The organism is Hymenobacter puniceus (genome assembly GCF_014333525.1).
Classification (GTDB): Bacteria; Bacteroidota; Bacteroidia; order Cytophagales; family Hymenobacteraceae; genus Hymenobacter.
The window spans coordinates 387,952-413,051 of the sequence record NZ_JACSCX010000003.1; the positions used below are offsets into that span (position 1 = coordinate 387,952).

The window sequence follows — 25,100 nt, forward strand, 5'->3', positions numbered from 1 at the left end:
GCAAATGAGCCGCTGTTTTGGTGGCAAACTAATACTGGCTGCAGAAGTTAGTTGCTTCGGTCGGTGAGAAGGGTGAGCTGGGCAGCCGTTTCGGCCGGGCCCTGGTACACAAGCCGCCCACTTCGGATGGAGCCCGTGTACACTTCCACGTCGGTGGAGTTGTGGGGCAGAAACACCCGCACCGACTCGCGCCGGCCGGGCCGGATAAGCGTAACACCAGTCGGCGACGTTTCGGGAGAAGCTATTTCGAAAAAGCCGGCGTTAGTGAGTTGTTTATCAAGCATTTCAACCAAGTGAAGTTCACGGGCTCAAATGCAAATTGGTCTTGGATAGTTTCATTCAAGTAAAAGAATTCTCATATGCCTACTGTGGGCAATATTGTATCCTGCACTTGACTATCGTATCGGGCGCGTGAGTGGCCGGTAATGGCAGAAAAAGTGCCCGTAAAGCCTGCTGGCCAGATACTTGCCTAGCCGGCAGGCTCACGGGCAGTTGGTGTCTGCTATTTTGCTTTGTGAATCAGTTTAATTACGTCGGCGCTACCACCTTCCCTGGCGTGGGCCAGCACGTCTTTGCCGTCGTTGTCTTTGGCGTTGGGGTTGGCACCGTTGGCTAGCAGAAACGCCGCCACCTCCGCACTGCCCTGGTCTGCCGCCGCCATCAGGGCCGTGGAGTTAAAAGAGTCGGCTTTGTCGATCTGGGCTTTATGCGCCACCAGCATTCTAACCAGTTCCAGCTGGCCTTTGCTGGCCGCCAGAATCAAAAACGTGGTTGGAAAACCTGGCACCATCTCCACGGGCGCGTTGGCATCAGCTCCGGCAGCCAATAGCGCCTGCAATGCTTCCGGCTGGTTCTTGATTATAGTAGCGTAAACTTTCTGAGTAGTAGTCTGAGCTTTAGCGAAAAAAGGCAGTGCCAGGAATAAGACAAAAAGCAGCAAGCTTTTTTTCATATAGAAGGGCGTTTTGAATGATTGGTTGCTATCAAATATACTGCTGGCTTATCGAAATATCTATATTATCAGTTAACAATAAATGTGTGCCAAAGCCAAGGCTTAGCAGCCTGTTGAGGTACCTGGATCTTGGTTTTTCTGGCCGTGGTATGCGCTTGTAGTTGCTAGATAGTAGCGTAATGACTTGAAAACGAGTGCTATTTATTGGGGCTACCGGGGTTGTAGTAAAGTAAAGTAGGATGAGAGCTGAAGAGCATATAGTAGTAAGGCCACCGTAGGATAATACAGTTTTTAGTAGCTATAAGTCTTTTTTGCTAGCAATTATTGAATTTGTTATATTTTTGATATGGTGAGTGCTACGGCTGCAGCAGGCTGGAAGCCTCTCACGGCACGATACGGACTGGCTGGTTCTGTCTTTAGGTGGTTGTTGGTGCGGCGGGCCGGTAGCTCATTCGTTGGGCCATCATGCTGGCCAGAATGATTTGCAATGCGTGGTAGAGCATAAGCGGCAGCAGGAGCAGGCCCGTGGCAGCCATGCCCGGAAACAGCAGACCAGCCATTACGCTGCCGTGCACCAACGACTTCTTGGAGCCACAGAACAGAGCCGTAATCTGGTCTTCGCGCGAGAAGCCCAGCAACTGGCTCAGCGCCCACACCACTCCAAAAATGACACCATACAGCCCCACCATGCCAAGCGCCAGCAGCGCCACGTCGGCAGGAGCGTAGCTGCGGAAGATGCCCTCAGCAAACGACTCGCAAAAAGCTGTAAACACAATCAGCAGAATCACCACCTGGTCGGAGAGGCGCAAGGTGCCTTTGTGGCGCTCGGCAAAGGCGCCGTAGCGGCGGTTGAGTAGAACTCCGGCTACTACCGGCAAAATTACCTGCCAGAGCAGGCTGGTGGCTAGGACCCAGAGGTGGCCGCCGTCGGCGCTGGTGTTCAGGAACAGGCTGGTCCAGAGTGGGGTGAGTACTATACCCAGCAGACTGCTGATACTGGCGTTGAAGATGGCTGCCGGCAGGTTGCCGCGGGCAATGCTCACCATCACTACCGACGTGGAAACTGTGCTGGGCAGGGTGCACAGAAAGAAAATGCTTTGCCAGAGCTGCTCGCCTTTTAGCCCCTCGAATAGTGGCCGGGCCAGCAGCGCCAGCAGCGGAAATACCAGAAACGTAATGCCCTGCACCACCACATGCAGCCGCCAGTTGCGCAAACCGGCCGTGAGCTTTTCAGCGCTCAGCCGCAGTCCATAGAAAAAGAAAATCAGGGTCACCCCAGCTGTGGTAATTGCTTTCCAGGGAATAGAACTGCTTTTGCTTCCAGCCTCAGGCACAAGGTACGCCACGGCTACGGCCGCTATCAGCCCCAGCAGAAACCAGTCGAGCAGGCCGGCGCGGCGTAGCAAAGCCACAAGGCGGTTTTCGGCGGGCGCGGCAGAGGCTGGGGCGGGCGTAGGAGCAGACGGAATCATGGGCAGAGCAAAAGAAAAGCGTCAGACTACACCAGTCTGACGCTTGCAGGCAATACGCAATGGATTCGGTGGAGGTTAAGTTGCCAGCTGAGGCCCTAAGCCGCCTGAGTGAGTTTGCGCTGCTTTCTGCGGGCTTTGCTTAGGCGGTTCAGCCACATGATAGTGCCCGTAATGGGAAACGTAACGCCCAGCAGACATACTACGAAGCTGATGATTTTGGAGGGCCAGCCAAAGATGGCGCCCGTGTGCACCGGCTTAAACAAGCCCCGCACGCGCTGGCCCAGGTTGCGCTGCTCGTACGTCTGGCTTCTGAGCACACTGCCGGAATACTGGTCGAGGTAAACTTCGTCGGTGGCATTTTCATACACGGCATTGGGTTGCAGCGTGGCCACCCGGATGCTGCCCGCCGCGTCTTTGGGCAGCTGCAGCGAGTAGTACACCGCGGCTGGAGCCAGCTTCTGCGCCTGAGTTAGCGCCGCATCGGCCGTGAGCCCCGGCGCTGCGGCCACCGCAGCCGGCTGCGCTTCAGGAGCAACCGGCACGGTTGGTTCTATGGGCACCAGCGCGGCAGCGCCGGCCGGTACCACCGATACGGGCGGCTCGGGGCGCTCCATAGAGGAGTTAGTAACGGCGTAGATGCCTTTGTTGAACCACTCAAACGACCACGCCAGCCCTGTGAAAGCAAACACGAACAGCAGCAGCGCCGAGTAGAAACCCAGTACAATGTGCAGGTCGTGGTTGAGGCGCTTCCAGCCGCCGCTCCACTTCACTTGCAGCCGCTGCTGCACCGCCTTGCGCGAAGCCGGCCACCACAGCACCAGCCCGGTTCCAATGATAACCAGAAACAGCACCGTGCTGACGCCCACCACCAGCTTGCCGATGGCGCCGCCCACCATGCCGCGGTGCAGGGCCATCATGGTAAAGAAAAATGTTTCTCGGTAGTTCAGCTCGCCTGTCACGGCGGCGGTGTAGGGGTTCACGAATACCACCGGGCCCCGGCCGCCTTCGGCGCCACCTTTGCCGGCTTCCTTGCCACCCTTGCCTTCTTTGCCACGGCCCTCAACGCCTTTTTCACGGGCGCCTTCACTTGGCTTGCTGCCTTGCGCTACGCGGGCAGCCTCGGGTTTCCGCTCGCCGCTGGGCCCGCCAGGTGCCCCGGCCAGGCTGATTTCCACAGTGCGGGCTGGGTCGACGTAGATTTTCAACCCAGCAATTTTGCCTTCGGGCTTGTAGGCGCGCACCGCTTGCGTGAGCTGACTGAGCGGCAGGCGTGGCGTGGAAGCGGGCGTCACGAAGTAGCGCTCGGGGTGCCAGGCTTGTTCCAGCTCTTTCTCAAACACCAGCACGCCGCCCGTGAAGCACACTACGGCAATGACCAGGCCCGACACCAAACTGAGGTAAAGATGGATGTTGCGGAAGAAGGTTTTCATAAGGCAAAAGCTGTGGCCGAACGGCGGCCGAGTCTGGCAGAATGTACTGGGGATAACGCCCGGGCAGAGGAAAACCCGGGCCGACGCCAGTTGCAGCTGGTTTCGTCCGGGCTTTCGGCCTCACGCCTCACGCAATGGTTCTCACTATGTTTCTCAGGGCCTGAAGCTAGGCTAGAGCTTGTAGCCCAACGTGGCGGCAAAGTTGCGCGGCGCAATGGGGTTGATGCTGTTGTCGTCGTGCAGGTTGTAGCTCAGCTCGTTGAGCAGGTTGGCCATTTTTACGCGCACCGAGAACCGCTCGTAGGTGTAGCCCAGCGAGGCATCGAACTGCGTGTAGTTAGGAATGCTGATCAGCTTGTTAACGTCCGTGACCGGGTTGCCGCTGGCATCGTAGAGCAGGCGTGGGTTGCGGCCTGCCAGCTTGTCGCCGACATAGTACGCCGTGATGCCCGCCGTAAGGCCGCGCAGCAGGCTTTGCTCGGAGGCCAGACTCCCGAAATTGTAGAACAAGCTCAGGTTGGCCGTGTGAGCGGGGTTGTAGCGCAGGCGGCTGCCGTTCTGGTAGAGGGTGCTGCGGGTGTAGGCCGTGTTGTTGTAGCTGTAGCCCGTGATAAAGCTCCAGCCCATTACGGGCTTGCTCTGCACGTCCACTTCCACGCCTTTGCTGGTTACCTGGCCCGCCAGCTCCTGGGCGTTGGGGAAGGCCGGGTTGTAGGCCGGGTTCAGGTTGTTGGGGTTGCCGTTGATGAACTGCTGGATTACCTGCGACTGGTTGCTGTTCACGATTTGGTAGGCCGTTACGTTGGCCGACAACGCGCCTTTGAACAGGTCGTTTTTGAGGCCCACCTCGTACTGGTCGATGATGGAAGCTGGCAAAGACGCCCCCTGGTTGTTGGTTACGGTGTTGCCCTGCGGCGTGAAGGAATTGGAGTAGGACGCAAACAGCGCCATTATCTTCAGTGGCTGATACACCACGCCCAGGCGCGGCGAAAAAGCGTTGTCGAAGCGGCGGTTGTTTACCACCTGACCAGCCAGCGGGCCGCTGGCGTTGGTGGCTTTGCGGTTGGCAGCGGTGTTGTAATAGTAGATGTTGCTGGGCGTTTCCTGGTAGCTCCAGCGCAGGCCCGCCAGCACCTTCACCTTCTCCGAAACACTCAGTAAATCCTGGGCATAAAAGCCCGCGCGGCGCGTGTTGCCCTGGGTGGAGCTGTTGCGCACCAGCGCCTCAAACCCGCTAATCCGCTCTGTGGGCTGCGCAATGGCCTTGCTGCGGTCCAGGATATTGATGGCGTCGTAGGCCGTAACCACTTCAGTAGCGGGCTTGGAGGGCGAATTCGGGCCGGTGAAAGCCACCGTGGTGGTCAGGTACTGGTCGGCATCGGCTCCTACCAGCACGGTGTGCCCCAGGGTGCCGGTCTGGAACTTGCCGGTCAGGTCGAGCTGGGCCAGGAAGTAGTTTTCGGTGGTTTCGGTGCGCTGCAGGCTGCGCGTCAGGTTGCCATAGGTAGCAGGCGCGAAGCTGGCCACCGGGCGGCTGGCCGTGCGCAGCGCGTTGTCGTAGCGCTGGAACCCGGCCACGCTCCGCAGCTGCCAGGCGTCGTTGAGGCGGGTAGTAAGCGTAGCTGTGGCGCTGGTCTGCGACGTTGCGTTGCGGGCGCCCGGCACGTTTAGGAAGCGGCTGCGCGACTCCTGAATCTGGTAGTCGATGCTGCCGATGCCGAAGTCGGGTGTGCGGTTGTCGCGCAGAAAGTCGCCTTCCAGCACCAGCGTGGTGTTGGGGCTCAGCTCAAACAGCAGTGAGGGATTCACATACACCCGCTCGGATTTCACCTCGTCGCGGAAGCTGTTGGCTTGCTCGTAGCTGCCATTCACCCGGAAGGCCGCTTTCTGGCTGTTGCCGATGGCGCCATATACGTCTACAGTAGGTTTCCAGAACCCGAAGCTGCCCACCCGCAACCCCACCGAGCCGCCCCGCTCGAACTGCGGCTTCTTCGTGACGAGGTTGAGAATGCCGCCTGCGGCCACGTTGCCATACAGAATGGCCGCGCTGCCTTTCAGCACTTCCATACGCTCCAATGAGCTAGCCTCCGGCATTACGCTGTTGTTGAACCGGATACCATTCTTGAACGTGTTATTCGAGCCATAAGCAAAGCCGCGGCTGCCCAGCTCTTCCTGCGTGCCACCGGTAGTGCTGGTCACGTACAGGCCGCTTACGTTGGCCAGCGCGTCGCTTAGGCGTAGCACCTGCTGCTGCTCCAGCACCTCACGTTCCACCGTCACGGCGCTTTGCGGCAGGTCGAGGACTGCTACGGGCAGCTTGCCCACACTCAGGGCGCGCTGGTTCATAGATTTGGCTCCCGTAACCGTTACCTCCGATAGTGCCTGCGTACTGGCTGCCAGCGTGAAAGTTGGTGCCGTAGCAGTTTCGCCACTCACCACGCTCACCGTAACTTCCTGTGGCGCATAGCCAATGCTGCTTACTACCAGCTGGTAGGAGCCAGGCTGTGCCGCCAGCCGAAACTTGCCATCAGCGGTAGTGCTGGCCCCGAAGGAAGTGCCTTTGAGCGCCACCGTCACGCCTTCTATTCCCTGTCCGCTGGCATCCGTCACCCGGCCGGCCACCCAGCCGCGCCGGGCCGGGTCATCAACTTTCGAGGCCGCAACCGGCCGCCGTGCTGCGGCACCGGATTCGGAGATGGGCAGGGCGGCGGCAGTCAGCGGTACGGTAGCCAGTAGCAGAAGTAAACGTCGGGACATATAGGCGAAGCGCTTTTGCTTGTTTAGATTGATTAAAAACAACGCAAAGCACGAGTCTATTTAGATAGATTCAAAATAAGGATTCATAAAAATTATATATTTGTCGGTAATGCTCTTGCTATCAGAATTTTGTAAAAAAAAGAGCATCAAAACCAATAGGTCCTGATGCTCTTTCGCAGTGGCTGCATACTGTGTGGTAGCTCAGAATGCTGTAGCTGCCGATATCGGAGTTGGTTTGGTTAGCGCAAATGCATCGGCCAGCAACTCATAGGAGCGGAGCCGGTCGTCGTAGTCGTGGGTGATGGTGACAGCCGAAACCTCCTCTACTCCGTAGCTGGCGGCCAACGTCGTGAGGTCAGCCTTTACTTTATCGGGCGTGCCACTCACGATGCGCTGGTGGTGATAAGCCAGCCGGGCCTGCAGGTCGGCCGACAAACCCGCCACGTTCACTTTCTCTACTGCTTCAATAGGCGTAAACTGGCCGGTTTCCAGCTTCAGCATTTGCAGCGCCAGGTTATCGGCAAGGGCCTGGGCGTGGCTGGTTGTATCAGCGCAGGTGACGAATACGGCGACGTTGGCCTGGGGTGCGGCCAGCTCCGGCGACGGGCGAAACCGCTCCCGGTACATCTGCACCATCTTCGGCCCGCCAGTAGGATTGATGAAGTGGGCGAAGGAAAAGGCTGCTCCTACATGTGCCGCAAACAACCCGCTCTGGCCGCTGCTGCTCAACAGCCACAGCTCCGGCACCGTGTCAACGAACGGAGCAGCCTTCACGCGGGCATGAATGGTATCAGGTACGGTTTCGTCGCGCAGGTAGGCCCGCAGGTCCATAAGCTGCTCGGCAAAATCCTCGTCGCGGAACTGGTTGTGCGGATTAAGAGCGTGCGCCGTTATCCGGTCGGTGCCGGGGGCCCGGCCAATGCCTAAATCTATTCGGCCAGGATAGAGCGCCTCCAGCAGCCGGAAGTTCTCGGCCACTTTCAGAGCCGAGTAATGGGGCAGCATCACGCCGCCTGAGCCCAGCCGGATTTGGCTGGTTTCGGCACCAAGGCGGGCCAGCAGCACTTCCGGCGCCGAGCCAGCCAGTGTGTTGGTGTTATGATGCTCGCTCACCCAGAAGCGGGTAAAGCCCAGCCGGTCGGTGAGGCGGGCCAGCTCGATGGTATGCTGCAGCGCCTCGCGCGGTGTGCGGCCCAGCGGCACCGGCGACTGGTCGAGCACGCTCAAGCGGAGAGGTTGCGTTGCAGAGGAAGTCAGGTTCAAGGAATTCATAGCTGCTACAACACCGGCAGGGGGTGGTAAGTTTGCCGGCAGGCAACAATAGCCCGGGGCTTACCATTGCTACTCGGCTGCTTCCAGCGCCTCCAGGTTGGCAGCATTAAGCAGGGATAGATGGCGCGTAATTTTATCGGCGGGCCAGTGCCACCAGGCCAGCGCCTGCAGCCGCGCTATGGTGGCCTCGTCGAAGCGGTAGCGCACCACCTGGGCGGGGTTGCCGGCCACTACGGCGTAGGCCGGCACGTCGCGCGTTACTACAGCTTTGGTGGCCACTACCGCGCCGTTGCCAATGTGCACACCGGGCATAATGGTGGCCTCAAACCCAAGCCAGACATCATGCCCCACCACCGTGTCGCCCTTGGACGGGTATTTCTCCTGCACCGACTGGTTGGCCATCAGCGTTTCCCAGCCACCTCCAAAAATGGCAAACGGAAACGTGGAAACCGGCGCCGTCTCGTGGTTGCCCCCATTCATAATGAACTTAACTCCGGAGGCCAGGGCGCAAAATCGGCCAATAATCAGCTTGTCGCCCAGGAAATCGAAATGGTAGAGTACGTTGCGCTCGAAATTGGCCGGGTCTTCCAAATCATCATAGTAGGTGTAGTCGCCGACGATGATGTTGGGGCGGGTAATCAGGTTTTTAAGAAACACCAGCTTGCGGTGGTGTGGCAGCGGGTACAACGTGGTAGGGTCGGGGCCGTGCATAACAATACGGTAAGGATGGTGCGCCGCAAAATACGCCTTGCCGGCTGCCTATTGCATTGGTTGTGCTGAACCGGGAGCGTTGCGCACTACTTTCGCAGCGTGATAACTCCTGTAGCGCTCGGTTTGCTGTGTTTCTTCGCCTTTCTGGCGGGTTTTATTGACTCTATTGTGGGCGGCGGCGGCCTGATTCAGCTGCCAGCCATGCTGCTGCTGCTCAAGGGCACGCCAGTGCCCACTATTTTAGGCACAGGCAAGGTGTCGTCGTTGATGGGCACGGCAGCAGCGTTGCGCAGCTACGCCGGTAAAGTTCCTATTCGGTGGCGGGCTGTGGGCACGGCGGCAGCAGTAGCGGGGGTGTTTTCGTTTCTGGGGGCCCGGGTAGTGAGCCAGCTGCCGCAGGAGCTGCTGCCACCGCTGGTGCTGGGGCTGCTGGTGGCCATAGCCATCTACACATTCTGGCGCAAAGATTTCGGGAGTTTGCACGCTCCACGTCTGTCGGCGCAGCGCGAGCCGCTCTACGGCGCGCTGGTCGGGCTGCTTATCGGGTTCTACGACGGCTTCTTCGGGCCCGGTACCGGCTCGTTTCTACTGTTCGCTTTTGTCGGGCTTTTTGGCTACGATTTCGTGACGTCTTCGGCCTCCGCCAAAATGGTGAACGTAGCTACCAACCTGGCCGCGCTGCTGTACTTTGCCTACACCAAGCAGATTCTGTGGGCTGTAGCCATCCCGATGGCGCTGTGCAATATGGTGGGCTCCACTCTAGGAGCTCAGCTGGCTTTGCGCCACGGCACCGGCTTTGTCCGCGTTCTGTTTCTGGCGGTGGTCGGCGTCTTCATCGTGAAACTCAGTATGCAGGTTTTCGGGTGGGGATGAAGTAGTGCAGGAACGAGGAAAACAGAACGTCATTCCTAGTAAAGCGCGGAATCTCGCGTAGTGCCATGTGCATAGCATTGCAACGTCAGCACTCAAGATTCCTCGCTTTGCTTGGAATGACACCCTTTTACTTCATCACCTCATCACACCTGCAATTACTCATTGCCCGGCAGGCCGGGAGCGGGGTTACCCTGGGCGCCCTGCCCGCTCGGTACGCCCATTTTTTCTTCGCGCTTGCGCTGGTATCGGTCAAACTGCGCGGGCGTCAGCACATCTTTCAGAGCGCCCAGCCGCGCCTGCCCAATATCATCGATAACGGAGGCCATTTTCCGCATGTTCTGGCGGTAAGTGAGCCGCGCCGTTTCCACGCCCCGCACGCTTACCAGGTTTATCTGGCGCACTTTCTCCACCTGCTGCGGATTCAGGCCAAGCGCTTTCTGCATGTTAGCCGTGAGCGAGGCAGCGCGGGCATCAACCTTGGCGGCATCGGGCTCGGCCGTTGGCAGCGCGGCGGCTCCTGCCGCCGGGCGGGTTGTGGGAGCAGGCGTCCGGGTTTTGGTTTTAGTGTCAGCGCCGGTCGTTTCCGACTTGGTTTTGACTTTGGTAGTGGTTTGGGCCAGTAGCAGGCCGGGCGCGCTTAGCAGTAGCAGCGTGGCCAAAAGGGAGTTTTTCATGGAATGACAAAGAGAGTAGGAGCAGGCCGCCCGTGGAAAGTGCTGCCACGCGGGACGCTGTTCCAATTGATATGTAAAGATGATGCCAATTCGGAAAAGGCAGGGCTATAACGCTGGCTTTTCAGTTTTCAGTCAAAGGGTGGCCGCCCTTCCCGTAAAGGTGCTCAAGTGGTAAACTTCTCGCCCCCTGCAGTAGTATGTAACCGGCAAGCCTATCCCTCAGCAACCCTTAGTATCATGAAGCAAACTACCCGAAACAACTGGCTGGCCGCCGCTGGCGCTGGTCTGGCGCTGGCCGCCGCCACCCTCTGGAGCAACCGCCGCGGCTCCTACAGCCTGCAAGGCCGCGTGGTGCTTGTAACCGGTGGCTCGCGGGGCCTGGGCCTCATTCTGGCTCGGCAGGCTGTGGCCGAAGGAGCTAAAGTGGCCATCTGTGCCCGCGACGCTGAAGAGCTGGAACGTGCCCGCCAGGAGCTGGCCGCCGACGGCGCGCAAGTCATGGCCCTGGTCCGGGACCTGACCAATGCCGTGGAAGTGCGCACGCTGGTGGCCGAGGTGCAGCAGCAACTCGGGCCCATTGAGGTGCTGGTTAACAACGCGGGCATCATCACGGCCGGCCCACTCGACCACATGGAGCTGCGCGAGTACGAAGAGTCGATGGATACGCACTTCTGGGCGCCGCTGCATGCTATGCAGGCGGTACTGCCCGATATGCGCCGCCGGGGCGAAGGGCGCATCGTGAATATTGCCTCGGTAGGTGGCAAGGTGGCTGTGCCGCACTTGGCGCCCTACAGTGCCAGCAAATTTGCCTTGGTGGGCTTGTCGGAAGGCTTTCGGGCCGAGCTGCGCCAGTACGGTATTCAGGTAACCACCGTTTGTCCCGGTTTGCTACGCACAGGCAGCCCCCGCAATTCCATTGTGAAAGGCCAGCACCAGAAAGAGTACGCCTGGTTCACCATTGCCGACTCGCTGCCTGCCCTCACCGTCGCGGCCGATTCGGCGGCCCGCCAGATCTGGAACGCCTGCCGCCGCGGCGACGCCGAAATCATCATTGGCTTGCCCGCCAAGCTTTTATCGGCCTTTCACGGCCTGGCTCCCGGCACTACGGCCGACCTGCTGAGCTGGGTGAACCGGACGCTGCCCGGCCCCACCGACGAGCAGGGCGATGCACGCCGTTTCGGGCACGAAAGTGAGTCGGAACTGTCGCAGTCCTGGCTGACAACCCTCACCCGCAAAGCCGAGAAAGAAAACAATCAAGTAGCCAGCAGCTAACTAGTTGGCTTGTAGCTACTAGCGAGAAAAACCGCAAAAAAGCGCCCGACTGATCAGTCGGGCGCTTTTTGGTGAACGGTGGTAGGAGCGTAAGGTGCGGTTCGCGAAAATTCTAGCGACCGTACACCGACGTCAGCGTGCTGGACTTGCCCTCAGTGCTGGTTTCCGTCTGTACCAGTCGGAGCGTCGTTTCCGTCAGTTCGGCAACAGTGTACGTGGTAGCAACCCCGGCGTGTGTTATAGTCAGCGACTGGCCATTATCGGCGAAAGCCCAAACGCCTTCCGTCTGTTGTGCCGTCTCGGCATCATGCTTAAGTGTGCCCTCGTCCAGGAACAGCTTGCCTTCCGCCCGGAACTGGGTGAGGTTGTCGCGCTTGTCGGCTTTCTCCATTACCAGCAAGTTGGTGGTCAGCTGGTCGGTGGTAGCCACCCGGCTGGTTAGTTTCCAGTCGCCGGTAGTAAGCAGGGTGGTTTTTTCTTCCACTGATTGAGCAGCGGGGATGGCGGAAGCTGTAGTGGCCTGGTCAGGCGTATTTACATTGTCCAATTCTTTCTCGCAGGAAGCCAGGCTTAGAACGGTGGCAGCTAGGCTCAGGAACAAGGTTACTTTCTTCATGAAATGGGTTTTGGGTGATTTTTGAGTTACTTCAACAACACGTCTTACTTCGGCATGGCCACTCGGGGCCGGTACTTCTTCACTAGGCGTCCAACTTCTCTTCTCAACGAATCACCCAGGTGGGCTTCGTTAGTGCAAATCTAACTAACTGTTTATCAAGTTGGTTCGGTGTGTATAGGAAAAGGTCAATTCTTACCACTTTATATCAGAAGAGTGCAGTAATGAATTGATTATCTTGATATTGTGATTAATTTTTCTCCAAAAAAGTAAAAAGGCCTCAGAATCACGTCATGAGGCCTTTCAAATCGAAAATATAGCACTATTCTGAAGCTGGCGGCGCTGGCTGGCACCGCGGGCAGTAGTAAGTGGCCCGGCCTCCTACGTAGCTTTTTGCTATTTCTGTTTTTGGATGACGCGGGCAGAAAATATGGTTATTTGTGCCCGGGGTAGCTGAGGTATCCCACTCGCGGGCATGAATCAGAAACGAGGCCGGAAAATAGCGGTAGGTGGCTTCGTGCTGAATAGCCGTGGTGAGTACCAGTTGAATAGCGTCATGTAACGCTGCGAAATCGGCAGTGCTGAGCGTGTGGGCCCGGCGCTCCGGATGGATGCAGGCCTGAAACAATACTTCGTCTACAATCCAATTTCCGAGGCCAGCCGTGATGCGCTGGTCTAGTAGCAGCGGCTTGATCATGGGCTTGCGGCTGCCCAAAGCCTGCTGCAGTTCGGCGGCTGTAATATCCAGCGCATCAGGACCCAGCTTCTTGGCTTTCTGATACTGCTCTATGCCCTCTGCCAGCCGGATGCGGCCAAACTTGCGCGGGTCAACGAAGGCAATGCGCAGGCCGCTGGTCAGGTGCAGGGCCACGCGGGTGAACCGCGGCGCATCCTGCTCGTCGCGGTAGGCGCCCACGTCGCCGGTCATGCCAAAATGCAGGACCAGTACCCGGCCATCGTCGAGGTGCAGAAAGCAATTCTTGCCCAGCCGGCTGGTGTGCGTGATGGTGCGGCCTGTGAGGGCACGGCGCAGCGTATCTTCCGCAGTGGCCAGCACTTTAGAGTCTTTTACCTCCACTACGGCAATGGTCTGGGTTACTGCCAGGTCGTCAAGAAAGCGGCGGTAGGTTTCTACCTCGGGTAATTCGGGCATAAGCAGCACAACATGAAAAAGCGCGCCCTAGCAGCCGCGCCCGGCTATAACCGCCAACCACCCGTTGAGGTTGCACCGCCCACGCCGAGAACTGTGGTGCACTGCTACAGCGTGAGGTTGCCTTCCAGCACAACCACACCCGTTCCGCTGATGCGCACTGCCTCAATAGCCTCCGGCGGGCCCTGCACCAGTACCTGCACCGTGCCGGGGCGCCCCAGCCAGTGGCCTTGCTCGGCCAGAAACGCCGGCGAGTCTATCAGCCCGTAGTGCCAGAGGTAGGCCGCCATGCCACCGGTAGCCGAGCCTGTTACCGGATCCTCGAGCACGTCGGGTGGGGTGCAGAGGTGGCGCGCAAAGGTGCGGCCCGCCGGCGTGGCGCCCTCCAGGCAAAACAGGTGGGAGCTGAAAAAGCCAGTGGCCTGCCGGTAGGCCAGCAGCGCCTCGGGCTGGGCCAGGTGGGCGCGGCGCAAAGCAGCTGCGTCGCGCAAAGGCACCATCAGCTGCGGCGTGCCGGTGCTCACAGTTTGCACCACGGCCCCGGGCAGCAGATCGGCGGGCGTGAGGCCGAACATGGGCAGCACCTCGGCCGCATCGTGCACCTGCCCAAACACGGGGCGGCGCTGCGTCATGTGCACCACATGCGGGCGGCCAGGCTCGGCCGGCTCAATTGCCACCGCAATAGGCCCGTGCAGAAGCTCCAGGGTGAGGGCCGTAGAGCGGGCGGGGCGCGGTAGGCGGCCTGTATGCAGCAGGGCCGTGAGCGTGGCAATAGTAGGATGGCCGGCCAGCGGAATTTCCTCAGCTGGTGTGAAGTACCGGACGGCAAAATCAGCAGCAGCCGAAACGCGCACAAAGGCGGTTTCAGACTGGTTGAACTCCTGCGCTAGGCGCTGCATCTGTTCGGGAAGCAGGTCGTCGGCGTTTAGCACCACGGCGCAGGGGTTGCCGCCCAGCGCGGTTTCGGTGAAGGCATCTACCAGCAGAAAAGGATAAACAGGCATCGGAAGCAGGACAAACAGGACAGCTGAAACCGCTGCCAACGGCACCGGAGTGCCAAAGATAACGGCCGGCCCCTGCATACAGGAGCCGGCCGTTGCCAGAAGAGAGTTGCTTGCGTTTGATGCCTATGATGGGTCGGAGAGCATGGCTACCTGACGGCCGTTGGCATCAAACACCGCGCCGGCGGCACTCACAAATAGGCGGCGCTGCTGCCCATCCACGATTACGTAAGGAAACGACACCGAATCGGAGCGGGTGAGGCGGCCGACCACCTGTGTGGTGCGGGCATCCTGGTTGAGTCGCACGATGTTGAGGTGGCTGGTAAGGTAATACAGCTCGCTGGGGTTGCTCCGGAACGTGATTTTGCCAATCGTGTTGCTGGGCTGGCTGATACGGCTGGCTGCCGTGGCTACCGGTGCGGGCGTTGGCCGGTTTATTACCATGGCCGGCGAAGCGGAAGGTGCGGTGCTGCGGTTGCTGGCCACAATCTGCTGGCTGGCGCGCTGCCAGCCCTCGTTAATGGCGCGCAGGCGTGTGCTGCGGCCCGGGTGCGTGGGCGAGGCTTGCTCGTCGGATACCACCGCCATGCCGGCCTGCGCCTGTGCCAAGCTGGCACCCATCTTGCGCAGCACAAACCCCGAAAACTCGTCGGCTTCCAGCTCGTCGGTGGGGTTCGAGCCGCCGGGGCGCAGGGTGTGGCCGTTGAGGTGGTGGCCCATTTCGTGGGCCAGAATGCTGATGCCGGCCCAGTCGGTGCGGCCGGCCTGGTTTACGGCCGTTACAAACCGCGGATTATACAGCAAATAGCGCTTGCCGCTATACACCACAGCGGCTGCATTCTGCACCTGCGAAGTGGCCAGCAGCTCGAAGCGCGGCTTGAGGCCCACAACATCGGTGATTTCGCGCAGTACGTCGCGCTGAGGAGCAGCAGACTGAGCAAACCCGCCCGACTGCAGCCCGAAAGAAAGCAGCAGTCCAGCCAGCAGGCGGCGAAAAAAGCGGGGATGGGTCATAAAAAAGTCCTTTAAGTGATACACTGAAGTAGGCAATTATGCTGCCAATTCCTGCGCATACATTGTTTCCTGTACAACGCGGCAAACCCGCCTTTTCGTTTACTAATTTGCGAAAAACCAGTGGCGGAATTATAGCGAAAGGGGTATGGTTATGGAAAAGCCTATTTGCTTTTTGGGGGCGCTGCCTGCATTCTACAATTGCCTTTTTTGCCATACTTGCCCTATGATGAGAAGCTACCTGATTGCCATTGGTATAAGTTGGGTAGCGCCCATGCTGGGCGCGCAGGCCCAACAACAAACCTGTATGTTGGTGCCGGTGCCACTCAGCCAGCGGGCTGCCTCGGCCGCCCTGGTAGTGGAAGCAGAAGTGAGGGAGCAGCAGACAGTGGCAGGAGCTGGCGGCAACCTCTCGACGGTGAGCAGCCTCAGTATTTACAAAGTGCTGGGTGGAGCCGTGCCTACCGGAGTGGTAGCCGTAGCCGAGCCCGGCGGAACCCTGGGCAACCGCCGCGAAGAAGTGACTGGCACCGCCGGGCTGCAGGTAGGGCAGCAGGGAATATTTTTTCTGGAGCCCGACCCCACCGGCCCCCGCGGGGCCTACCGCCTGGTGGCTGGCCCACAGGGCCTGCTTCGCTACAACCTGCCCGACCATACCGCAACAGACCCCTACACCCGCTATAGCTCCATCGAGCGGGAGCTGTATCCGGCCCTGGCGCAGCTGCGGGGCACTCGGTGGCAACAGGTGCAGGCCAATGACGCACTGCAGGCGGAGCCAGTAGCTGGCCGCGCCGCGGCAGCCGTTATCAGCAGCTTTGCGCCCGCCAGTTTGGCGGCTGGCACCGGGGCGCTGCTTACCATTACCGGTACGGGCTTTGGCACCCGCGGCGCTGGCAGCCGCGTGGAGTTCCCAAACGCTGATGCAGGCGGCAATTCCTACGTGGCCGCTAATGCCACCGATTATGTTTCCTGGACCGACACCCAAATTGAACTGCGGGTGCCGTCGAGTGCCGGTAGCGGGGGCGCTGGCTCAGGTATATTCCGAGTCACGCCCGACGGCGGCACAGCAGTCAGTAGCGCCACGCCGCTTGCTGTTCTGTATGCCTACAGCAACATTGGCACGCCAGCGACACGGGCGCGGCTCATCAACGACAACGGCCTGGGCGGCTACACGCTGCAGTACGATGCCGACCTGAATGGCAATGCAGCGGCTTCGGCGGCTTTCAGCCGTGCCCTCAACAGCTGGCAGCTGGCTACCGGCCTGGTGCGTGGCATTGGGGCAGTTGCCGGCACCAGCACCATTGCCGCCGACAATGTGAACATCGTGCGGTTTGATGTGGGAGCCGAGCTGCCCGCCGGTGTGCTGGGCCGGGCCACTTCCCGCTATTCGGGCTGTATTATCAATGGAGTAACTTACTGGAAGCTAACAGAAACCGATTATGCTTTCGATGACGGCGCCGCCTGGAACTTTGGGCCTGGGGCACCCGCGTTTTCGCAGTTCGACTTCGAGAGTGTGGCGTTGCACGAGTTGGGCCATGGCCATCAGCTGGGCCACATCATCCGGCCGGGCGCTGTTATGCACTACGCCATTGCCAACAGCCAGCAGTCGCGCACGCTCAGCCCCGAAAGCGACGTGGCGGGCGGGCGGGCCGTTACTGATTTCAGCCTCAACAGCCCCAACCCCTGCGGCGAGGCCCTGATTCAGTTGCAAAGCGTGGCGCCGCTGCCGGTGGAGCTGATAACATTTGGCGCCCGCTACAACGCCACTTTGCCCGGCACGCAGCTGGAGTGGGCAACTGCCAGCGAGCAGAACAGCGCCTACTTTGTGGTGCAGGCCACCGATGAGCCTGCTGCTGACAACTGGCGTGAAGTGGCGCGAATATCGGCTGCCGGCCAGAGCATCAGCCGCCGCACCTACACCGCCACCGACCAACGCCCGCTGCCTGTTAAGCGCCTACGGTACTACCGTCTGCGCCAAGTAGACCAAGACGGACAAACCAGCTTCTCACCTGTCGTGACAGTAGAAAACTCCGGAACAGACGCAGCTGAGGTGGAAGCGTACCCGAACCCAGTGGCTGACGTGCTGCACATTTGGGTGCCGGCAACTGAAAAAGGCGGGCAGCTGCTACTGCTGGATGCTACTGGCCGGCCGGTGCGGGAACTGCGCGTGCTTGCAGCCACTGGCACGGTGGCGCTCAGCGTAGCAGACCTGCGCAACGGCGTATACGTGCTGCGCTGGGTGCCTGCGAGTGGCGCACCGCGCACGCACCGGATTGTAGTGCAGCACTGAAAACGTGGTTTGCTCTTTCAGTAAAAAGAGCCTGCAAAGCCAAGGGCCGGGACACCGCAATCTTCAATAGAAGGTTGCAGTGTCCCGGCCCTTGGCTTTGTCGCTACTCAGGACGTTTTTTCAGCTTCCTAGATAGCATCAGCGTGGTAAGCTACTGCTTAGGCGGGTTGAGCTTGCGGCCGGATAGCAGCTTGGGGCCGCTCGCCAATCTGCTGGCGCCACATGGCGTAATAGAGGCCGCGCTGCGCCAGCAACTCCTCGTGGCGGCCTGCTTCGGCCACGTGGCCGCGCTCCAGCACGAAGATGCGGTCGGCGTGCAGAATGGTGCTCAGGCGGTGGGCAATGAGGATGGTGATGTGCCGGCGCGAGCCCGACAGCTCACGCACCGTCTGGCTGATTTCTTCTTCGGTAAGAGAGTCAAGGGCCGAAGTGGCTTCGTCGAAAACCAGTAGGGTAGGGCGGCGCAGCAGAGCGCGGGCAATGCTGAGGCGCTGCTTTTCGCCGCCCGATACCTTCACGCCACCCTCGCCAATAATGGTATCTAGGCCCAACGGGGCGCGGGCTAGCAGCGTGTCGGCGGCGGCTTGGTGCAGGGCATGCAGGCACTGCTCGTCGGTGGCGTGAGGAGCCACGAAGCGCAGATTTTCGCGGATGGTGCCGGCAAACAGTTGCGTATCCTGGGTTACAAAGCCGATTTGCTCGCGCAGCGTGTCGAGGTCCAACTCGGGGCCGGGGATGCCGTTGTAGAGAATCTGGCCCTGGGCGGGCGGGTACAGGCCCACCAGCAGCTTCACGAGCGTGGTTTTGCCCGAGCCCGAAGGACCCACAAACGCAATGGTCTCGCCCAGCTTGGTCTGGAAGCTGATGCCATCAAGGGCAGGGGCACTGGCCGTGAGATGCTGGAAGTGCACCTCGTTGAAAGCCAGGGTTTCAATCTGCTCGATGATTTTGGGGTGGGCCGGCTTGACTTCCTTGGGCGTGTCGAGAATCTGCTGGTAGTTGGCCAGTGAGGCCTCGGTTTCGCGGTAGATGTTGATGAGGGTACCCATTTCCTGCAGTGGCCCGAAAATGGCGAAGGAGTAGAAAAAGAAGGTGATGAACTTGCCCGGCTGAATCACGCCCTGCACCACCAGAAACACCAGCATGAGCAGAATGACGTTGCGCATCAGGTTCACAAATGTGCCTTGCACAAACGACAACGAGCGGAGGTAGCGCACCTTTTTCAGCTCCAGCTTCAGGATTTTTTCGGTGGTGGCGTTCAGGCGTTGGGTTTCCTGCTGCGCCAGCCCCAAGCTCTTGATCAGCTCGATGTTGCGTAGGCTCTCGGTGGTGGAGCCAGCCAGGGCCGTGGTTTCGGCCACAATGGTTTTCTGAATCACCTTGATGCGCTTGCTCAGAAAAAAGCTCAGTGTACCCAGCAGCGGAATGGTAAGAAAATACACCAGCGCAATGGGCCAGTACACGCTGAGGGCGTACCACGTCACGAAAATGATACCCACCAAGGAAATGAACAGGATATTAATAAAGCTCTGAATCAGCTTCTCCACGTCGGTGCGCACCTTCTGGAGCTTGCCCAGCGTCTCGCCCGAGCGTTGGTCCTCGAATACCTGGTACGGCAGCTCCAGCGAGTGGCGCAGGCCGTCGGAATACAGCTCGGCCCCCAGCCGCTGGGTGATGACGTTGGTGTAATAATCCTGGAAATTCTTGGCAATGCGCGACACCATAGCCACGCCCAGCGCTTTGAGAATCAGCAGGCCGGCGCCACCCATAAGAAACACCCAGAACGTAGGCTTCTGAGAATTTTTCAGGGCCGGCGACACGTATCGGTCAATGATTTGCCCCAGAATGTAGGGGTCGAGCAACGAGAAAACCTGGTTGATGGCGGCCAGCAGCAAAGCCAGCGCCAGCAGGCCCCAGTAGTGGCGCAGGTAGCGGTAGAGAAGAGTCATTCGGATTTAGAGGACAGAAAAGGTACAAGCGCCGCGACAGGCGAAATGTTCAGGCCGGACAAAGGTCGCACAGAATCGCCTGGGTAAAGACTTATTCTAGGTAGCAGACAGTTGGGGCCGATAGTGGGAATAAGTAAGGCAAGGCAACAGCAGCCTGCGTCGTCATTGGGTAGTACAAAAACAGGATTTTTTAGCGGTAGATCGAGGGGAGTGGGCATAGCATTCTGGTCTGAGTACTGGATAAAAGTTTGTTTTATTAATGTAACTAGGTTGCATTTGCAGGATTCTCAAGTACCTTTGCCGCTCATCAAGTAAGGTGGTGAAGCGTGCGGAACAAGCGTAAATTGTTTGCCTGGTGGCTGATGCTACTGTTGCTGCGAGTGCTCACTCCCGAGGCGGCCGTACTGCGCGCGCACTTTCACCGGCACACCGATGATACGCATATCGTGCGGTACGCCGCTCAGGCAGGCGCCAAGGCTGTTCTTGCGGCCAAGCACCAGCATTGCCAGACAGAGCATCTGTTTGATGCTCCGTTCCAGCCGGCCGCGCCTATTGTAGTGCCCCAGCCGGTTCAGCTGCAGCCTTACGCCGTGTACCGCCCGCAGGCCCCCGTATGCCGGGCCTCCCACTTGCTCGACGGGGCGTCCTTGCGCGGCCCGCCGGCCCGCCAGGCCTGATTCAGCGTCTTTTCCTGGAAGATAGCGCCCGGCCCGGCTCGTGTTTCTGCGAACTGCGTGTGCGGCTTTGACCGGCATGGCGCGCGGCGGTAGCCGGGGCAGCCCGCTGCTACTGCGCATTTCAGGTGTTGTTTGCTGACTGCCCGCCGGTTTCCGGACGGAGCACTTTGCTGCCCTTGAGTGGCATCTCCTCTTCCTTTCTGACTTCAACCCGCCCGGCGGCTTCGCGGCCCCGGGCCTGGGTATGCGCATTCTTTCATGTTCCGACTTTTCCTGTTTTTCCTGGTGCTGGGCCCGTTCCTGGCGCTGGGCCAAGCCTCCACGGGCCACATCGATGGCCACGTAAACGGCCCGAACGGCCACGGATTGGAAGGCATTTCCGTAGTGGAAACTTCCGGCCGCTTCTCGGCCCTGAGCGGGGCCGATGGGCATTTCTCCCTTACCCTGCCGTTGGGCGAATACACACTCATCACCCGCGGCCTGGGCCATCAGGAGCAGCGCCGCACAGTGGTACTGAGCCCCGAAACGCCCACGCTCACGGTGGATTTCAACTTACAGCCCATTGCCACGGCCCTGCAGGAAGTGGAGGTGCTGGGCCGCCAGGAAACCACCTACAAGAGCGACTATAGCCTGGTGGGCACCAAAACCGCCACCCGGCCCATCGACGTGCCGCAGTCGATTTCAACGGTGACGAAGGAGCTGATGGCTGACCGCCAGGCCCTGCGCCTGACCGACGTGGTGAAGAACGTGGCCGGCGTGACGCAGTACTCGCACTACGACGACCTCACGATTCGGGGCTTCCGCAACGGCTACGAAAGCGGCTTCCGGCTGCTGAACGGGCTGCGCTCGGGCTTCAGCTACGGCAACGCGTTTTTCACGGCCCCGCTGGTGGTGAACCTGGAGCGGGTGGAAATTCTGAAGGGCCCCGGCGCGGCCCTCTACGGCGACATCAACCCCGGCGGCACGGTGAACATGGTCACCAAAAAGCCGCTCGACGTGGCCCGGCAGGCCGTTACCTTCTCCACCGGCAGCTTCAACACCATGCGGGCCACGGCCGACCTGACGGGCCCGGTGAACGAGCAGAAAAATGTGCTCTACCGTTTCAATGCGGGCTTCGAGAAGTCGAATACGTTTCGCAGCGTGAACGATACCCGCTCGTTGATGGTGGCGCCTACCGTCACGTTCCGGCCCACCGACAACACCACGCTCAACGCCGAGCTGGTGTACACCCACATCGACGGCTACCTCGACCGGGGCATCACTATTCGGGGCGGGGATTTGTACGCGCTGCCCCGCTCGTTCACGCTCAGCCAGCCCAGTGACTATTTCCGCACCAGCACCTACTACCTCAACGCCTCGCTCAACCACCGCTTCACCGACTGGCTGTCGTTCAACGCCTCCTACCTCGATTTCACCTACAACGAGAATCTGAGCGAGCACCGCACCCTGAACACCTACGCCGATGCGCCCGCCAACACGGTGATGAACCTGCGCTACTTCGACCGGCGGGCCGAGGAGTACACCAAGAACCTAGCTTCTTACTTCGTGCTGAACGTGGCCACCGGCCCGGTGCAGCACAAAGTGGTGGCGGGCGTAGACTACATCCGCTTCACCACCGACCCGCAAAGCACCATGTTTGAGGCCCGGCAGAAACTGGTGAACGGCGTGGCCACGCCGCTGACCCTGGATCTGAAGAAGCCACTCTACGAAATCCAAGACCCCACGAAGTACGTGCGCCGGCCGCTGCCGCAGTTTTTCGTCGATTATATCAACTCCGTTTACCACACTACCGGCCTGTACGTGCAGGACCAGCTGGCCGTGACGCCCCGCCTGAACGTGCTGCTGGGAGCACGCTACGAGCTGTTCAATGATGAGCGGGACTACGGCAACGGCGAGGAAACCATTCCGCAGCGCCGTCTGCTGCCCCGCGCCGGCCTCACGTATGCCCTGCGGGATAACCTGAACTACTTCATCAGCTACAGCGCCGGCTTCCGGCCGCTGAAGCCGGAGTTTCTGCGGTTTCCGGAGCGCTACGGCCGTAGCACGCCCTTCGATACCGAAACCAGCTACCAGCTGGAAACCGGCCTCAAGGGCGAATTCTTCAACCAGGGCCTGCTGGCCACGGTGGCGGCCTACCAGATTGAGAAGCGCAACCAGCTGGTGCCCACCAACGACCTGATGCCCGACGGCACCACCGTGTACCGGCAGAACGACTTGGTCCGCTCGCGCGGAGCCGAGCTGGAGCTGACCGGCAACTTGCTGCCCAACCTCAACCTGAACGCCACCTACGCCTTCAACCACTCCGAGGTGCTGGATGCGGCCCTGGCGGTGGAGGAAGGCCAACCCCTAGCGAATTCGCCCCGCCACTCCGCCGGCCTCTGGACCAAGTACACCTTCGTGACGCCCGCGCTGCGCGGACTGGGCGTGGCCGTGGGCGGCAACGCCGTGGGCCGCCGCCGCACCGAAAACCAGGTGCAGAACACCCGCACCGGCGAGCTGTACTGGGCCTACTGGCCCGGCTACACTACGCTGGATGCGGCCCTGTTCTACACCACCGGCAAGTTCAACTTCCACGTGAACGTGAACAACCTGCTCGACACCTACTACTTCGTGGGCGGCTACGACTTCTTCCGGGCCAGCCCCGGCGCGCCCCGCAACTTCATGGCCACGCTGGGCTACACGTTCTAGGCCGGCAGAAGATCGGCCGTACCGAGCCAACCAGAACGTCATGCTGAGCGCAGCGGAGCGGAGTCGAAGCATCTCTACTGCAGCGCTACTCAATACCCTTGCAACGAAGCGGTAGAGATGCTTCGGCAAGCTCAGCATGACGGGCTTTTATCAGGACACAATACTCTTCCCTAACCCATGACCTACCTTCTCGAAGCCCGGGCGCTGCGCAAGCAGTACGCCGATAAGCTGGCCCTGCGCGGGCTGAACCTGCAGATTGCGCCGGGCGAAATCTTCTGTTTGCTGGGCCAGAACGGCGCGGGCAAATCCACCACCATTAACCTGTTTTTGGGCTTCATTCAGCCCACCGCGGGCGCGGCCTTCGTGAACGGGCTGGAAGTGGCCGCCCATCCGCTCGAAATCAAGCGGCACCTGGCCTACATTCCGGAAAACGTGATGCTGTATCCGCACCTGACGGGGCTGGAGAATCTGGCCTTGTTCAGCAGTCTGGCGGGCTTCAAGTATTCGGAAAGTGAGCTGCTGGCCTACCTGACCGACGCCGGGCTGCCGGCCGAGGCCGTGCGCCGTCGGGTGGGGGCTTACTCCAAAGGGATGCGCCAGAAAGTGGGCATTGCCATTGCCGTGGCCAAGCACGCCAAGGTGCTGCTGCTCGACGAGCCCACTTCCGGCCTCGACCCCAAGGCCAGCAACGAGTTTTCGGAACTGCTGCGGCGGCTTAGCGGCGAGGGCACGGCCGTGCTCATGGCCACCCACGACATCTTCCGGGCCAAGGAAGTGGGCACCCGCGTGGGCATCATGCGCGAGGGCGAGCTGGTGGACGTGCGCCCCACCACCGCCCTCAACGCCCAGGAGCTGGAGCAGCTCTACCTCACCTACATGCACTAAACCGATGATCCGAAGCATTGCCCAAAAAGAATTCATCAGCACCCTGCGCGACCGGCGCTTTGCGGTGCTGAGTACCCTGGTGCTGGTGCTGCTGCTGGCCGCCACGCTGGTGGGCCGCGCCTCGTTCCGCACGTTGCAGCGGGAGCGGCAGACGGCCCAGGGCACCGTGAATGCGCAGTTTCGCAACCAGCCGGCCCGGCACCCGCACCGGGTGGCCCACTACGGCTCGTTTGCCTTCCGGCCCAAATCGGGGCTGAGCTTGCTCGATGGTGGGGTGGACTCGTTTACCGGCAGCGCCGTGTACCTGGAGGCCCACCAGCAGAACAGCGTCAATTTCAGCCAAGCCCAGCAGTCGGGTTCCCTCATCCGGTTCGGGGAGATGACCGTGGCCTTTGTCCTGCAGCTGCTGGTGCCGCTGCTCATTATTTTCCTGTGCTTCGGGGCCTTTACCCAAGAGCGTGAAACCGGCACGCTCAAGCTGCTGCTCAGTCAGGGCGTGAGTATGCGGCAGGTGGCCTGGGGCAAGATTGCGGGCTACGGCCAGGCCGTGGCGCTGGTAGTCACGCCGGCTTTGGCGCTGGCGGCGGCTTTGCTGTTTACCGGCGAGGAGTTTGCCTCTAATACTGACCTGGTGGCGCGGCTGGTCCTGTTCGGGCTCGGCTACGCGGTGTATTTCTTCCTGATGGTGGTGGGCACGGTGGTGGTGTCGGCGCGGCAAAGCAGTTCCCGCGCGGCGCTGGTACTGCTGCTGGGCCTCTGGATTCTGGGCGGCATCATCCTGCCCAAGGCCACCGCCAATCTGGGCGCCACGCTGTACCCCACCATCACCAAGGCCCAGCTGGATGCCGACGTGCACGAGGCGGCCCAGCACGGCATCGACGGCCACGACCCGCACGATAAGCGCGCCGAGGCGCTGAAAGCTGGCCTGCTCAAGCAGTACGGCGTCGATTCCGAAGAGAAGCTGCCCGTGAGTCTGGCCGGGGTGCAGATGGCGGCCGGGGAGGAATATTCCGCCAAAGTCTATCAGCAGCATTTTGCCGAGCTGAACGCCACCTACGAGCACCAGAACCGCCTTTCCGACTGGGCCGGGCTGCTGAACCCGTACCAGGCCATCCGGCCGCTCTCGATGGGGCTGGCCGGCTCCGATTTCGCCCACTCCGTGCACTTTCAGCAGGCCGCCGAAGCCTACCGCTACGCGCTGGTGCAGCGCCTCAACGGCCTGCAGGCCGGCATGGGCCACGGCGACAAGGAGCGCCGCCTCGACGCTGCTACCTGGCGCGAGCTGCCGGTTTTTACCTACCAGGCGCCCGCCGTGGGGTGGGCGCTGCCGCGCCTGCTGCTGCCGGTGGCCGCGCTGCTGCTCTGGGCCGCGGGCCTGAGCTGGCTGGGGCTGCGGCTGATTTCTAAAACCTCTGTTGAGTAA

General features: G+C 60.4%; 20 protein-coding genes. 7 read left to right on the forward strand and 13 right to left on the reverse strand.

All coding sequences use genetic code 11. From position 1 onward, the window contains the following. Positions 1–47: 47 nt before the first annotated feature. The 7 genes from H8B14_RS10350 to H8B14_RS10380 form a co-directional block, all read right to left on the reverse strand. A complete protein-coding gene (locus H8B14_RS10350; protein ID WP_187315562.1) occupies positions 48–284 on the reverse strand; it encodes a hypothetical protein in 237 nt (78 codons plus the stop codon). A gap of 218 nt (positions 285–502) precedes the next feature. Continuing rightward, positions 503–952, reverse strand: a complete 450-nt coding sequence (locus H8B14_RS10355) for an ankyrin repeat domain-containing protein (RefSeq protein ID WP_187315563.1) — start codon at positions 950–952, stop codon at positions 503–505. A 416-nt stretch (positions 953–1,368) separates the two neighbouring features. Continuing rightward, positions 1,369–2,424: a bile acid:sodium symporter family protein gene (locus H8B14_RS10360; RefSeq protein ID WP_187315564.1), complete on the reverse strand. Its 1,056-nt coding sequence runs from the start codon at positions 2,422–2,424 to the stop codon at positions 1,369–1,371. A gap of 95 nt (positions 2,425–2,519) precedes the next feature. Next, complete coding sequence (locus H8B14_RS10365) at positions 2,520–3,854, reverse strand: PepSY-associated TM helix domain-containing protein (protein ID WP_187315565.1); 1,335 nt, start codon at positions 3,852–3,854, stop codon at positions 2,520–2,522. Positions 3,855–4,025: 171 nt separating this feature from the next. Next, positions 4,026–6,611 carry a TonB-dependent receptor gene (locus H8B14_RS10370; protein ID WP_187315566.1) on the reverse strand — a complete coding sequence of 862 codons (2,586 nt, stop codon included), beginning with the start codon at positions 6,609–6,611 and terminating at the stop codon, positions 4,026–4,028. Positions 6,612–6,812: 201 nt separating this feature from the next. Then, positions 6,813–7,883 carry an LLM class flavin-dependent oxidoreductase gene (locus H8B14_RS10375; protein WP_187315567.1) on the reverse strand — a complete coding sequence of 357 codons (1,071 nt, stop codon included), beginning with the start codon at positions 7,881–7,883 and terminating at the stop codon, positions 6,813–6,815. A gap of 69 nt (positions 7,884–7,952) precedes the next feature. After that, positions 7,953–8,594, reverse strand: a complete 642-nt coding sequence (locus tag H8B14_RS10380) for a CatB-related O-acetyltransferase (protein ID WP_187315568.1) — start codon at positions 8,592–8,594, stop codon at positions 7,953–7,955. A gap of 99 nt (positions 8,595–8,693) precedes the next feature. Between H8B14_RS10380 and H8B14_RS10385 the strand changes: the two genes are divergently transcribed. Next, complete coding sequence (locus tag H8B14_RS10385; protein WP_187315569.1) at positions 8,694–9,467, forward strand: sulfite exporter TauE/SafE family protein; 774 nt, start codon at positions 8,694–8,696, stop codon at positions 9,465–9,467. A 155-nt stretch (positions 9,468–9,622) separates the two neighbouring features. Here H8B14_RS10385 and H8B14_RS10390 read toward each other — a convergent pair whose 3' ends face one another. Beyond that, complete coding sequence (locus tag H8B14_RS10390; protein WP_187315570.1) at positions 9,623–10,141, reverse strand: hypothetical protein; 519 nt, start codon at positions 10,139–10,141, stop codon at positions 9,623–9,625. A 237-nt stretch (positions 10,142–10,378) separates the two neighbouring features. On the opposite strand from H8B14_RS10390, the gene H8B14_RS10395 reads away from it, so the two are divergent. After that, positions 10,379–11,413 carry an SDR family NAD(P)-dependent oxidoreductase gene (locus tag H8B14_RS10395; protein WP_187315571.1) on the forward strand — a complete coding sequence of 345 codons (1,035 nt, stop codon included), beginning with the start codon at positions 10,379–10,381 and terminating at the stop codon, positions 11,411–11,413. Positions 11,414–11,525: 112 nt separating this feature from the next. On the opposite strand, the gene H8B14_RS10400 is transcribed toward H8B14_RS10395, so the two are convergent. From H8B14_RS10400 to H8B14_RS10415, 4 genes are all read right to left on the reverse strand, one after another. Beyond that, positions 11,526–12,029: a lipocalin family protein gene (locus H8B14_RS10400; RefSeq protein WP_187315572.1), complete on the reverse strand. Its 504-nt coding sequence runs from the start codon at positions 12,027–12,029 to the stop codon at positions 11,526–11,528. 319 nt (positions 12,030–12,348) lie between these two features. Continuing rightward, positions 12,349–13,179, reverse strand: a complete 831-nt coding sequence (gene mutM / locus H8B14_RS10405; protein ID WP_187315573.1) for a DNA-formamidopyrimidine glycosylase — start codon at positions 13,177–13,179, stop codon at positions 12,349–12,351. Between the two features lie 104 nt (positions 13,180–13,283). Then, entirely contained in the window at positions 13,284–14,180 is an 897-nt protein-coding gene (locus H8B14_RS10410) for a PhzF family phenazine biosynthesis protein (protein ID WP_187315574.1), read from the reverse strand. A 123-nt stretch (positions 14,181–14,303) separates the two neighbouring features. After that, positions 14,304–15,191, reverse strand: coding sequence for a M48 family metalloprotease (locus H8B14_RS10415; RefSeq protein WP_187315575.1), 888 nt, complete (start codon positions 15,189–15,191; stop codon positions 14,304–14,306). 223 nt (positions 15,192–15,414) lie between these two features. Between H8B14_RS10415 and H8B14_RS10420 the strand changes: the two genes are divergently transcribed. Beyond that, on the forward strand, positions 15,415–17,478 hold the full coding sequence (locus tag H8B14_RS10420) for a matrixin family metalloprotease (protein WP_187315576.1): 2,064 nt from the start codon (positions 15,415–15,417) through the stop codon (positions 17,476–17,478). Between the two features lie 158 nt (positions 17,479–17,636). Here H8B14_RS10420 and H8B14_RS10425 read toward each other — a convergent pair whose 3' ends face one another. Beyond that, positions 17,637–19,427, reverse strand: coding sequence for an ABC transporter ATP-binding protein (locus H8B14_RS10425; protein WP_187315577.1), 1,791 nt, complete (start codon positions 19,425–19,427; stop codon positions 17,637–17,639). Positions 19,428–19,789: 362 nt separating this feature from the next. Here H8B14_RS10425 and H8B14_RS10430 point away from each other — a divergent pair, with 362 nt between their 5' ends. From H8B14_RS10430 to H8B14_RS10445, 4 genes are all read left to right on the forward strand, one after another. Next, positions 19,790–20,104 (forward strand): hypothetical protein, encoded by a 315-nt coding sequence (locus H8B14_RS10430; RefSeq protein WP_187315578.1) that lies wholly within the window; start codon positions 19,790–19,792, stop codon positions 20,102–20,104. Positions 20,105–20,362: 258 nt separating this feature from the next. Beyond that, complete coding sequence (locus tag H8B14_RS10435) at positions 20,363–22,792, forward strand: TonB-dependent receptor (RefSeq protein WP_187315579.1); 2,430 nt, start codon at positions 20,363–20,365, stop codon at positions 22,790–22,792. A 177-nt stretch (positions 22,793–22,969) separates the two neighbouring features. Further along, positions 22,970–23,677 (forward strand): ABC transporter ATP-binding protein, encoded by a 708-nt coding sequence (locus tag H8B14_RS10440; protein WP_187315580.1) that lies wholly within the window; start codon positions 22,970–22,972, stop codon positions 23,675–23,677. 4 nt (positions 23,678–23,681) lie between these two features. After that, positions 23,682–25,100, forward strand: coding sequence for an ABC transporter permease (locus H8B14_RS10445; protein WP_187315581.1), 1,419 nt, complete (start codon positions 23,682–23,684; stop codon positions 25,098–25,100).